A 12,881-nucleotide genomic window follows, 5' to 3' on the forward strand; every position below is an offset into this window, starting at 1 on the left:
CACATGAAAACAATTTTTGTGACGGGTGGCGCGGGGTATATCGGGACACACACGACTGTTCAATTACTTGAGGCAGGATACGAGGTCATTATTTTGGATAACCTGTCCAACAGCCGACAAGAGGCAATCCAGCGAATCGAGATTCTGACGGGGAAGACGGTCACCTTATACGTGGGCGACATTCGAGATCAAGAATTGCTTGATGAAATCTTCTCCACGCACTCGATTCATGCGGTCGTTCACTTCGCGGGTCTAAAGGCAGTCGGCGAATCCGTCAGCCAACCACTTCACTACTATGACAACAACGTGGCTGGGACGCTCGTCTTGTTACGGATGATGAATCAATTTGGGATAAAACGTATCGTCTTCAGTTCATCGGCGACCGTTTACGGAATCCCGACCACATCTCCGGTCGATGAATCGTTCCCGCTCAGTGCGACCAATCCATATGGACGAACGAAACTGATGATCGAAGAGATATTGCGCGACCTTTATACAGCTGATTCTTCTTGGTCGATTGCGATTCTTCGCTATTTCAATCCGATTGGCGCGCACGACTCCGGGACGATCGGCGAAGATCCGTTCGATGTCCCAAACAACTTGATGCCATACATCACACAAGTCGCGGCCGGACGTCTGAAAGAACTTCAAGTGTTCGGGGATGACTATCCGACGCATGACGGGACAGGCGTGCGCGACTATATCCATGTCGTAGATTTGGCGCTTGGTCATTTGAAGGCGTTGGAGTATGTGGGGAAATATGAAGGGGTGGAGGCGTTCAACCTCGGGACCGGGAAAGGATACAGCGTCCTTGATTTGCTTCAAACGTTCCAACAGGAGAGCGGACAGACGATTCCTTATCAAATCACGGATAAACGAGACGGAGACGTCGCGGCGATATTTGCCGACCCGCAAAAGTCGAAGGCCATTCTTGGCTGGGAAGTGCGACATGACATTGAAGCGATGTGTCGGGACGCTTGGCGTTGGCAATCGAATAATCCGAAAGGGTACAGTGAATAAATCCTATGAAGTAGGCGGTCATCACACGATGACCGTCTCTTTTTGTATTAGAAAGGATGGTGAACGGGAACATCTAATGGAACATCATTTTACTTAGGAGGGATCGGATGAAAACCTTGTTCTTGAACTGTACGTTAAAAGGTGGCGACACGACGTCGCATACGGAAGGATTGATTCGTGACATCATCCCGCACTTCGATGCGCTCGATGTTGAATCTGAGATCGTTCGAATCGTCGATTACAACGTCGCGTTCGGTGTGACGGAAGATGAAGGGGATGGGGACGAATGGCCACAGATTTTTGAAAAAGTGAAGGCCGCGAACATTGTCGTGATCGGGACACCACTCTGGCTCGGGGAGAAGAGTAGCGTCGCCACCCAAGTGATTGAACGTCTATACGGTGGTAGCGGACTGACGAATAAATCGGGACAGGCGATTTACTACAACAAGGTCGGTGGAGTCGTCGTCACGGGGAATGAAGACGGGGCGAAACACGCCTGTGCTTCGATTCTATATGGATTGTCCCACATCGGTTTCACCGTGCCGCCGAACGTCGACACGTATTGGGTCGGAGAAGCGGGACCGGGTGACTCGTACCTCGATGCTGGACGAGAAAATGAATTTACAAAATCTCATGGCAAGACGATGGCATATAACCTCGTCCATTTCGCGAGAATGCTTAAAAACCATCCCATTCCGGCAGAAGGGAATACGATGGAATGAATCAAGGTCTCGACCGATGTTGGTCGAGACCTTGATGATTTACTCTTTCTTCTCCACCGCATGCCCACCGAACTCGTTCCGTAAGGCCGCGACGACTTTACCCGAGAACGTATCGTCTTGAAGCGAGCGTTGACGCATCATGAGGGAGAGTGCGATGACAGGCGTCGGGACGTCGTACTCGAGTGCCGTCTCGACCGTCCACTTGCCTTCACCGGACGCATGCATGACCCCACGGATGTCATCGAGTTTCGCGTCTTTCGAGAAGGCGCTCTCCGTCAGTTCCATGAGCCAAGAGCGAATGACCGAGCCGTGGTTCCATACGCGCGCGACATCTTCATAGTCATAGTCGAACGGACTCTTCTCGAGCACTTCGAACCCTTCTGCGATCGCCTGCATCATCCCATACTCAATTCCATTATGCACCATCTTCAAAAAGTGACCACTTCCACTCGGTCCCGCATATAGATAACCGTGGTCGATTGAGACGTCTTGGAAGAGCTGCTCGATTTTTCCGAACGCCTCCAAGTCGCCTCCAATCATCGTACACGCTCCGTGACGGGCACCTTCCATCCCACCACTCGTCCCGACATCGAAGAAATAGATCAGTTTTTCTTTAAAGTGCTCGGAACGTCGCATTGACTCCTTGTAGTTCGAGTTTCCTCCATCGATGACGATGTCACCTGGGGAGAGAAGATGGTGCAAGTCGTTCAAGACGTGCTCGGTCACGTCACCCGCCGGCACCATCACCCAGACGACGCGAGGGGCCTGAAGCGTGGAAACGACCTCCTGCAAAGAGGCTTTCGTCTCAAATTGACTCGTCGATACGTTTCCCGGGTCATACCCGACGACACGATGCCCATTGTCTGTCAAATTTAGAGCCAAATTGAGGCCCATTTTACCAAGTCCAATCATACCGATTTCCATTCGTTCCACCCCATTTATAAGATTTAGTCCTCTATAGGGCATACCCGAAATAACGATTGCTCAAAAGGACAGGTTGCCTGAGATGTAGAATGATATAAGAGCAGAAGTGATGAGAGGAGGGTGGCGATGTTTGAAAGTATGTTTCGACTGGCCGTGGATGTCAGGCATCGATTCAAAGACCATCACATTAATGATTATAGTGCCACACTGGCGTTTTTTTGGTTTTTAGCCATCTTTCCGACGTTTGTCGTCCTCTTCGCCGTGATGGCATGGTTTCAAATCGATGACGCGCTTCTCATCGAGCAGATTGAAACGCTCATTCCCGGTTCAAGTGTGCGTGAGCTGTTATCCATCGTCTATGATGTGAGCGGAAACTTGAACGGCGGACTGTTATCGGTCAGTGCCATCATCGCGTTTTGGTCCGCTTCGAACGGGACGGCACGACTCGTCAAGCTGACGGTGTTCGCATATGGGGAGACTGAAGCGCGTGGCTATATCTTCCGACGGTTGATCGGGTTGCTCGTGATTTTAGCAGGGAGTATCGGGGCGGTCATCTTGATTGTGTTTCATCTATTCGGTCAAGAGTTTGTCGAACTGATTTATGCCCTCTATCCAAAAGTTGAAGAATTCGACCGCTTGTCGACGGTGACGCGTTATACGGTCTCGACCATCATTTTGATCATCGCGTTCTCGCTCTTTTATAAAATCGCGCCACAACAGCGAGTGCGCTTCATCGAAACACTTCCCGGAGCCGTGTTTGCGGTCATCTCGTGGCAATTGCTGTCGACCGGATACAGCGTCTATGTCGAACGTTTCTCGATTCTCGGGGATACGTATGGCACGATCGGTGCGGTCATCCTGCTACAGATTTGGCTCTATCTGACGGCGGCGACGATGCTGATTGGGGCAGAAATCAATGCAGCCTGGCCCTACCATATGACCCGTCAACCGATCCGGACCCATTTCCCGTAACAAAAAAAGGGATATCGTGATTATTCTTTGTGAACATGCTTTAAAACAACCCGTGGCATGGGAATAAACTAGTACTATTTCACGGAAGAAGGTGTGGCCACATGGCGAAACATCGTAAACCATCAAAGTGGAAAATCGTACTAGGGATTGTAGCAGGCGTCATGGCCTTGGTGCTCATCACAGGTGGCGCGTTCGTCTGGTCAATGGTAAAAGAAGTCGATGACACCGTCGCACAAGTGAATGACAACTTGAACATCAGCAAAGAGCGTAAACAGGTCGAAACCATTGAACGCAAAGAGTCGGTTTCCATTCTCTTGCTTGGAATCGACCGACGCGGGACCGAACAGGGACGAAGTGACTCGATCATCGTGCTGACACTCAATCCGGAACTCGATGAAGGTGCGATGCTCTCGATTCCGCGTGACACGAAAACCGAAATTGTCGGAAAAGGGACACGCGATAAAATCAATCATGCCTATGCGTTCGGAGGGGCCGAAATGGCCATGAATACGGTCGAGAATTTCCTCGACATCCCAATCGATTATGTCATCGAGACGGATATGGAAGCGTTCAGCGACGTCGTGGATGCACTTGGAGGCATCACGGTCATGAATAAATTCGCGTTCTCGACAGAAGATTACACGTTCCCCGTCGGTGAAGTGACGTTAGACGGAGAAGCGGCACTCGATTATACGCGGATGCGCTATAACGATCCAAACGGTGACTTCGGTCGTCAAGAGCGTCAGCGGGATGTCGTCGCCGCCATCATCGAAAAAGGACGGACGGACTTCTCGCTCGACAAGGTCACCGCCTTACTGGATGTCGTCGGTGATCAGGCGAAGACGAATATCGAACTAAATGAATTCGTCTCATTGTCGACAGACTATATGAACGCGTTCCGCAATGCGAGTGTGTTGCGGCTCGAGGGTGCGGGCGGATTAGAGGGGGACGGCATCTACTATTGGAATCCGGAATCATCTTCCTTGAATGGCGTTCGGGAAGAGTTGAAACGATTGATGGAGTAAGCTGTCTGACCCGAGTCGGACAGTTTTTTTGTGTTTCAAAGGGAACGGAAAGTGGGAGAAATAAAGAGATGCCAAGGAGGGATGAGCCATGAAATGGGAAACGATTGAAGAGGTGCTCCACAAACTCGGGGAGACCTCACAAGAAAAGTGGGGGCGGTTGTTTGAGAAGTGGTCGGATCATCGTTGGCACGACCATGAACGCCCTTCTGAAAAAACAAACGTCTTGTTGGTGGATGCCGGTTTTATCCTGACGGACGGACGAGCGAATCTCGAGGCTCTCCATCAATGGTTAGCCGATCATGTCCAAACGACGGTGAGTGATCTCTATCTCGTCTCCCTGTTTCCGTATCAAACGAAACAACAGGACACGGCGATCGACTCGCGGGTGCAACTGTTCGAAGACTTAGGACGTTTCACCGATGCGTTCGATTTGATTTACGAGATGACGCCTGAAGTATGGAATGAGGCGCAATTCGACCTTGTCACCGTAACGGATGAACTGATTGAGCGTCTAGCGTATGGAGCGACGAAAATCCGCGTCCATGTCGAGTCGTTTCGTGGAATGGAGCCGGAACGAGTCAAACACATCCTCAAGCTGTGGCGGACGGTCATGCATACGTATAAGCCGAATGCGCAGCTGATTATCGCCAATGAGCGTGTGGATTCTGCCCTCATCTATGAGGCGGAGGCGGACGTCGTCTGCCATTTCGACTTATCCAGCCATGTGATTTTAGCGTTTGCGCAGGCGGATGTGACACGCTTGAGCGATTGGGCGAGTCAGGTGCATCCGCTGAGAGCCGATCAAACCTATTTTAATTTCCTCTCTTCGGCGGAACGTGAGCCGTTTGAGAAGAATCTGATGGATGCGGATCCGTTGGCGATTCTCGCCGCTCATAGTGTGCTGTTGTCGCTACAGGGGATCCCATTGATTGATTACCGAACCTTGTTCGGGGTGACGCAACCGATTGAACAAGAAGACCTCGTTCGAGCGTTGAAGCGTGATCCAAATCGACTTCGTGTCTATGAAGGGATATTGAGTCAATTGAATGTGAAACGACTCCAACCTGCCTTTTCACCGTATACCGACCAAGAAATCGTACGTCTCGACCGCCGCGTATTCGCCGTCAAACGGAAGCACCAAGAAGAGTCTCTCCTGTTATTGACGAACATGAGTGAAGAGACGGTGCAGACGGATTGCGAAGGAACGAGTCTCTTTACAGAAGAATGGATGAGCCATGTGACACTTCGCCCATATGAATACGTTTGGCTAAAACAAACACACACTGGAGAGTGAATCCTCATGATTGATGTACATTGTCATTTGTTGCCTGAGGTAGACGACGGACCACGTACGATGGAAGCGTCCCTGCAACTCGCAAGGCGTGCAGTCGAAGAAGGGGTGACGTCGATTGTCGTGACACCACACGCGTATCATCCGTACTTCGAGACGCAGCATCATGACATTACGAAAGAAGTCGCGCATCTACAACAACGACTCGATGAGGAACAGATTCCCTTGACCTTGTATGTCGGGCAAGAGATTCGAATCTTTGGGGAGTTGATTGATGCGCTCGAGTCTGGGGAGGCACACTCGCTCGCCGGGTCCCGCTATGTCCTGGTGGAACTACCGAGTCAAAGTCTGCCTGCTTATACGGAATCTTTATTCTTTCAATTGCAGGCGGCTGGATACGTTCCAGTCATCGCGCATCCAGAGCGGAATCGAGAGTTTGCACTCCATCCCGAAAAATTGCACCATCTCGTATCAGCGGGTGCGCTGTCGCAAGTGACGACAAGCAGTTTGACAGGGCAGTTCGGAAGACAGGTCCGGGAGCTCGCACTCACGTTCATCAGTAACGGGTTGAGTCACATCGTCGCCTCCGATGCCCATAACGTGGAACATCGTGATTTCAATTGGTTAGCAGCAAGACAAGAAGTCATCAACGAACTAGGAGAAGAGATGTGGCAACAGCAGCTCCGCTTTACGGAGGCGATGTTAGCCGATGAACCGATTGCGGTAAATCCGCCTCATTTGCCAGAAAAAAACTGGCGAGGACGCTGGAAGTGGTAAATCAATTGCCCGATGACGGGTTAGAAAGGTGATGGCATGAAACAAGCGACGATTCAAAACGCCAACGGCATGACACTATCCGCCATCGACTATGGCTGTGCGATGACGGAACTGACGGCCCCGGACCGGGAAGGGAATTTCGACTCGGTCATCTTGAAGTATGGTGACGTCTCTCAATACTTAGAAAATCCCGTTTATCTCGGGTCGGTCGTCGGACGGATTGCCGGACGGATTCGTGACGCAGAGATCGAGGGTGTCGCCTTGACCCCAAGCGAGGCGCCCCACCATATTCACGGAGGCGACAAAGGCATCACGGCCCGTCACTGGGAGATGGACGCCGACGAACAGTGCATTCAGTTCACGTATCTCAGTCCGGACGGGGAAGAAGGATACCCGGGGAACGTCTTCTTTAAAGTATTGTATGAACTGACGGATGACAATGAACTGATTATCACGATGACAGCGGAGACGGACCAACGGACGTGGATTAACTTAAACCATCATAACTACTTCAATCTCGGCGGACGCCCGACCATCCACGACCATGAGCTGACGCTACCAGCCGATTCAGTCGGGGTGCTCAATGCGGAGTCGCTGCCGACAGGAGCGTTGCGGGATGTGGGCGGGACGCCGTTCGACTTCCGAGACGGAAAACCGGTCCGAGAGGCGCTCGTGTCGGGAGACGAGGCGATTGAACGGGCGAGCGGTCTCGATCATCCCTTTATCTTGAAGGATGAACCGATTCGATTGCATGACCCGGTGAGCGGACGGACGATGACGGTCGAGACGAATCAACCGGTCATGGTCGTTTATACGGGAAACTTCCTCAGTGAAGAGACACCGGTGACGCTCAATGGTCGACAGAAACATAGCGCGATTTGTCTCGAGGCACAGGCGTATCCGGACGCTCCGAATCATCCGGACATCGCGACCTCCATCGAACTGAAACCGGGTGAGCTCTATCACTCACGCACGGTGTATCGATTTGGGGTGGAGTGAAAAGTGAAACTCATCATGCGATGGCGTGATAATTCCGAAAGATTGATTCGCTCTCAGTGAATCAATCTTTTTTAATTGAAGTAGAGTAGAAGGGGTGTATTTCATAATATTTCTTATTTTGTAAAAATGAAAAGAAGACGAAATGTAAATAAAGTATTGGATATAATATCCAGTTTTGATTTAGGTGTGTTATGTTTTTTTTTGCAAGGAGGGAGAAATATGAAGACTACATTGATTCGACAATCTGTATTTTCGTTAGTTTGTGTTTGGATTTTAGGGATAATGTTTACTACCTCTGTGAGAGCGGAAGATGGTAACGTAAACGTTCTAAAACCAGATGACTATATTCAAGAGCTTGAACCGTATGTGGAGATTCAAGCTGATGGCACACTACGGTTAAAGGAGAACTATCAGTCACTTGATTTACCAAATGAATTCATTCAAAGAGTTGAAACAAGCTTTTCGCACATGAATGAACTGATCAAAAAAGGTGATATGAAAGTTAATCAAGATTTGAGTATTTCTCCAAGACATCCAACCACAACACTCCAAGCGACGGCTATGGCGTCTTCCAATAAAGGGTGCGGTCAATCAGGTCATAAAGTGTATTGGTGGGCCTACAATATTTACCTAGACTGTAACGAAACAAGAACGACGTATCAGTCATTTAAGGCAGGAAGTGGGGCATCGGTTGGATTAGCGACACTTTCGCGCTATATTCCAACACCACCTACGCAACTAGCAAGCGTGATTGCAAGAACGATTGGCGGAGGATATATTGGATTCGGTCAAATGATTAAAGATGAACACAAAGGAAATGGTGTGCGAATTCGCTTCACGGGTTTAGGATATGCAGCAATTCCATCCGGTATATTTCCACAATGATCGTCTGAGTAGGAGGTCAACATGAATTTCATTATTCTTATGGCAGGCATGTATGGCATCATCGCATTGCGATCGCCACTCTTTGCATCGCATCGACAATTGAAGTGGTTGTATGTCATTGGTTTTTTAGGATTGTGGACACTTTATCTGATCAACTCAACGTTTACGCCGCTTTTGTCAGATACAATGTTGCTCGGTCTTTCTATCATCTACTTGATGCCGCTTTTGTTGGCGTTTCTTCGGCAATCCAAACAAGACGCATGAACCGATATCGAACAATGAATGGTACCATCTCGATACGACGTGGAACGACCCGGTCCCGAATCAGCCGGGGAACGGACGGGACGACTATTTTCTCGTTTCTGATGCGACGCTCCGAGCGGACCACAAGTGCGAATTCGGTCATTGTCCGGTGACGTCAGTTCATGATGATCAGCGATGACGTGAGCAATCCAATTGAATCGAAAAATCAGCAAAGTGAGGGGTTCATCCCTCACTTTTTTTGTTTTATCTGTATGACTGAAATGAAAAAGAAGAAAGCGGAACGGCATCATGACATGATGTTGCGAAAAAATGATAAATCCTTCTTTTCAATTATCAAGATGAAGGGGGTAAGAAGGTACTACAGTTAACCTGCGCCTGATTTCGGTCATTTAATCTGTCTGTAGGGAGGAAACCAACATGAAGGAACAAACGACGATCGTGGGCGATCTCGTGGAAGTCCTCAAGAAAAGTAAGAAATGGATGTTCGTGAGTATGGTTCTCGTCGGACTCTTAGCTTACTATTTGAGCACTTCATTCATCCAGCCGAAATATGAGGCGTCCACACAAGTGCTACTCGTTACACAACAAGAAGACAACCGCGTAGACAGTTCGGAAGTGTTATCCTCGCTCTCACTCGTCAATACGTATCGCGTCATCATGAAGAGCCCGGCTGTTCTTGAGAAAGTCAAAGATCAGGTACCGAACGCACCAGACCCGCTCTCGGATGCACTCACCGTAGAAAGTGAAGAGGAATCGCAAGTCATCAATGTGTTCGTCACCGCGAACGACCCGGTCGTGGCAGCGGAAACGGCCAATGTGATCAGTGAAGTGTTCGTTTCTGAAATCCCGGATCTGATGAACATCGACAACGTTCGAATTTTATCTCCAGCCGAAATTCCGGAAGCGCCTGTCTCACCGAACGTGCTGCTCAACACGGCAATCGGTCTTTTCGCCGGATTCTTGTTAGGTGGATTCATCGGTCTATTACGCCACGTCTTTGATAAACGCATCCGGAATGAGCAAGAAGCGGAACGGTTGCTGGACTTGCCAGTCATCGGATCGATTCCGACAATCGAACGTCGGGATTTGAAAACGAAAAATGTGAAAGAAGCGACACCCCAAGTGAAAGGAGACGTTTCGCATGTTCGGTCGAAAAAAGAACGCCAATCGTCTTGATTATAAAAAACGGGATCTCGTCACGTTGGCGAATCCGAAGTCACCGATTTCTGAACAATATCGGACGATTCGGACCAATCTGGAGTTCACGTCCGTCGGCCATAAGTTACAGATGATCACGATCACTTCCGCTTCGTCCGGGGAAGGAAAGTCGACCACGGCGGCGAACCTAGGGGTCGTCTATGCGCAACTCGGAAAAAATGTCGTCATCATCGATTGTGATATGCGCAAACCGACGGCACACCAAACGTTCCAGTTGTCAGCCCATGCGGGACTATCTACCGTATTGGCCGGTCGGGTCACCCTCGAACATGCGCTTCAAAAAACGGATATCCCGCGCCTGACTTTGCTGGCGGCCGGTCCGATTCCACCGAATCCGACCGAACTGATCGCCTCGTCACGCATGACGGACCTCCTGAGTGATTTGCGTGAACAGTTTGATATCGTGATTGTCGACACGCCTCCGATGATGCACGTCGCCGATGCTCGACTGTTGGCCAACGTATCCGACGGGACGATTCTCGTAATCGGTTGCGAGAATTCAGATCGTCAGCTCGTCCTGAAGGCGAAAGAACAACTTGAACGGACCGGGTCACAACTTCTCGGCCTCGTCCTCAACAAACGTTCTTCTCGTGATACGAACACCTACTACGCATACGAGTGAGGTGTCGGACATGAATATTCTACACATCAATGCCATCAACGAAGTGAAAAGCACCGGTCGGATGTGTAAAGAGCTCGCATCCGTTCATGCCTCTTACGGACACAACGTCCGAATCGCCCATGCGACCGGACCAGTGACCGAGAAGAGTGTGGTGGTTGGTCAGGCGTGGGAAACGAAACGGCATGCCCTCCATGCCCGCGTGACGGGGCGTCAAGGTTATACGTCCAAACGGTCGACCGCTGACTTGATCGCCTTCATGGACAGCTTTCGACCGGACGTGGTTCACCTTCATAATCTTCACGCCAATTACCTTCATCTTCAGACGTTGTTTGAGTATTTGGCGAAGCGGGACATCGCCACCGTCATGACGCTTCACGACTGCTGGCTATTCACCGGGAAATGTACCCACTACACGGCGGTCGGGTGTGAGCGCTGGAAGGACGGATGTGGACAGTGCCCGCTCTTAAAAGAAGACATCCCGAGCTGGTTTTTAGACCGGACCGGCGAGATGTTGGCGGACAAGCGACAATGGTTCGATGCCATCCCACGCTTGGCGGTAGTCGGAGTGTCGGATTGGATCACGATGGAAGCCCACTTCTCGATTTTGCAACATGCCTCCATCATTCGTCGCATCCACAACTGGGTCGATTTGGAGACGTTCACGCCGAAAGAGCCAGATCTACTTCGGGCACGTCTCGGGTTGACGGGACAGCACATTCTTCTCGGCGTGGCGAGCCATTGGACCGAGGCGAAAGGACTGTCTGCCTTCATGGAGTTGGCCAAGACCAGACCGTCCGACCAAATCGTCTTAGTCGGACAGATGCCAGAACAACATGACCTGCCGACGAACGTGCTTCACATTCAAGAGACGCATAACCCAAGCGAATTGGCTTCGTACTATGCCGCGGCAGACGTCTTGTTGAACCTGTCAGAGGAAGAGTCATTTGGAAACGTGACGGCAGAGGCGCTCGCATGCGGCACGCCAGTCCTCGTCCTCGATTCCACGGCCAGTCCGGAACTCGTGACCGAACGGACCGGCGTCGTCGTCGCCACACGATCGGTCAACGATGTGATGGACGGACTCGATCGTCTTCATCACGCCTCGATCTCACGAATCGCTTGTGCGAACGAAGCGCGTCAACGGTTCGACTTGTTCGACCGGGCACAGGATTACCTGCACGTGTACGAGGAGCTGCAAACCGAGAAAGTGAGGAACGCCTTATGACACCACTCGTATCCATCATCATCCCAGTCTATAACGGGAGCGATTATTTACGAACATGTATCGACAGCGCCTTGGCCCAGACGCATCCTGCGATTGAAGTGATCGTCGTCAACGACGGCTCGACCGATGAGGGAAAGACGGCATCGATTGCCACAAGTTACGGCAAGCAAATTCGCTACGTGGAAAAGGAGAATGGGGGCGTCTCGAGTGCGTTGAATCGTGGAATTGAAGAGATGAGCGGAGACTATTTCTCTTGGCTCAGCCACGATGACGTGTATGCGCCTACAAAGATCGAACGACAGCTCGATGTGATGCGCGAGCAACATCTCCCGATGAACCAGACTATCGTCGTCACAGGGACGGCGTTCATTGACGAAAATGGGGAGGCGATCCGACGGGTGCAACGGAAAGTGAGCGGATTCTATTCGAGTCAGGACATGTTCCGTCACTTGCTGTTGTCCTCGACTTTGAACGGATGCGCGCTCTTGATTCCGCGACAAGCGTTCGAACATCGGCGTTTTTCGTTAGAGGACCGCTTCATTCAAGACTGGATCTGCTGGGTCGAGTTGGCGCTCGATGGGTTCGACTTTTACGTGATGCGTGAGCCGCTCGTCTATTCACGGATTCACGGCGAGCAACAGACGAAAAAAATCGCACATCGAGCCACGATGGAATCGAATCGCTATCTGAAGCGGCTACTCCAGGACGTCGAGGTGCGTGATAACGGAGAGGAATTGACCGCCATCATTCTGAAGCACACGTTTAAAGAAAATGCGGCGGACGTACGGGAACAGTACTTAACGACACATGATGTGAATCGTTACTTTGGACCGCTGGAATATCGGTGGCTTCGCTGGAACGGTATCCTGTTTTCAAACCTGCTGTCTCTATATCGAGGGATGACCAATCTGATTTATCGTTAGAAAGGAGGGGTTGA

General features: G+C 50.6%; 14 protein-coding genes. 13 read left to right on the forward strand and 1 reads right to left on the reverse strand.

Going from position 1 to position 12,881, the window contains the following annotated elements; genetic code table 11:
• Positions 1-3 precede the first annotated feature (3 nt).
• A complete protein-coding gene (gene galE / locus KD909_RS02780) occupies positions 4-1,020 on the forward strand; it encodes a UDP-glucose 4-epimerase GalE (RefSeq protein ID WP_211782302.1) in 1,017 nt (338 codons plus the stop codon).
• Positions 1,021-1,127: 107 nt separating this feature from the next.
• Complete coding sequence (locus tag KD909_RS02785; protein WP_211782303.1) at positions 1,128-1,742, forward strand: flavodoxin family protein; 615 nt, start codon at positions 1,128-1,130, stop codon at positions 1,740-1,742.
• A gap of 39 nt (positions 1,743-1,781) precedes the next feature.
• On the opposite strand, the gene gnd is transcribed toward KD909_RS02785, so the two are convergent.
• Positions 1,782-2,666, reverse strand: coding sequence for a phosphogluconate dehydrogenase (NAD(+)-dependent, decarboxylating) (gene gnd, locus KD909_RS02790; RefSeq protein ID WP_249199062.1), 885 nt, complete (start codon positions 2,664-2,666; stop codon positions 1,782-1,784).
• Between the two features lie 126 nt (positions 2,667-2,792).
• Between gnd and KD909_RS02795 the strand changes: the two genes are divergently transcribed.
• From KD909_RS02795 to KD909_RS02845, 11 genes are all read left to right on the forward strand, one after another.
• Positions 2,793-3,638 carry a YihY/virulence factor BrkB family protein gene (locus tag KD909_RS02795; RefSeq protein ID WP_211782305.1) on the forward strand — a complete coding sequence of 282 codons (846 nt, stop codon included), beginning with the start codon at positions 2,793-2,795 and terminating at the stop codon, positions 3,636-3,638.
• Between the two features lie 101 nt (positions 3,639-3,739).
• Positions 3,740-4,663: an LCP family glycopolymer transferase gene (locus KD909_RS02800; RefSeq protein ID WP_211782306.1), complete on the forward strand. Its 924-nt coding sequence runs from the start codon at positions 3,740-3,742 to the stop codon at positions 4,661-4,663.
• A gap of 88 nt (positions 4,664-4,751) precedes the next feature.
• A complete protein-coding gene (locus tag KD909_RS02805; RefSeq protein ID WP_211782307.1) occupies positions 4,752-5,957 on the forward strand; it encodes an alpha-amylase family glycosyl hydrolase in 1,206 nt (401 codons plus the stop codon).
• Between the two features lie 6 nt (positions 5,958-5,963).
• Entirely contained in the window at positions 5,964-6,731 is a 768-nt protein-coding gene (locus KD909_RS02810) for a tyrosine-protein phosphatase (RefSeq protein ID WP_211782308.1), read from the forward strand.
• A gap of 36 nt (positions 6,732-6,767) precedes the next feature.
• Complete coding sequence (locus tag KD909_RS02815) at positions 6,768-7,730, forward strand: aldose epimerase family protein (RefSeq protein WP_211782309.1); 963 nt, start codon at positions 6,768-6,770, stop codon at positions 7,728-7,730.
• Positions 7,731-7,949: 219 nt separating this feature from the next.
• Positions 7,950-8,615, forward strand: a complete 666-nt coding sequence (locus KD909_RS02820) for a hypothetical protein (protein WP_249199063.1) — start codon at positions 7,950-7,952, stop codon at positions 8,613-8,615.
• Positions 8,616-8,636: 21 nt separating this feature from the next.
• Positions 8,637-8,879 (forward strand): hypothetical protein, encoded by a 243-nt coding sequence (locus tag KD909_RS02825; RefSeq protein ID WP_211782310.1) that lies wholly within the window; start codon positions 8,637-8,639, stop codon positions 8,877-8,879.
• A 417-nt stretch (positions 8,880-9,296) separates the two neighbouring features.
• The gene (locus tag KD909_RS02830; RefSeq protein WP_211782311.1) at positions 9,297-10,055 is read left to right on the forward strand and encodes a YveK family protein; all 759 of its coding nucleotides are present in this window, start codon (positions 9,297-9,299) and stop codon (positions 10,053-10,055) included.
• On the forward strand, positions 10,021-10,719 hold the full coding sequence (locus tag KD909_RS02835) for a CpsD/CapB family tyrosine-protein kinase (RefSeq protein ID WP_047794884.1): 699 nt from the start codon (positions 10,021-10,023) through the stop codon (positions 10,717-10,719). Before KD909_RS02830 ends, KD909_RS02835 begins: the two co-directional genes overlap by 35 nt.
• 10 nt (positions 10,720-10,729) lie before the next feature.
• Positions 10,730-11,944 (forward strand): glycosyltransferase, encoded by a 1,215-nt coding sequence (locus KD909_RS02840; protein ID WP_211782312.1) that lies wholly within the window; start codon positions 10,730-10,732, stop codon positions 11,942-11,944.
• Positions 11,941-12,867, forward strand: coding sequence for a glycosyltransferase family 2 protein (locus KD909_RS02845; protein ID WP_211782313.1), 927 nt, complete (start codon positions 11,941-11,943; stop codon positions 12,865-12,867). The genes KD909_RS02840 and KD909_RS02845 overlap by 4 nt, the downstream gene beginning before the upstream one ends.
• Positions 12,868-12,881: the final 14 nt, after the last annotated feature.

Origin of the sequence: Exiguobacterium sp. PFWT01 (assembly GCF_018255795.1) — a bacterium.
Taxonomy (GTDB): Bacteria; Bacillota; Bacilli; order Exiguobacteriales; family Exiguobacteriaceae; genus Exiguobacterium.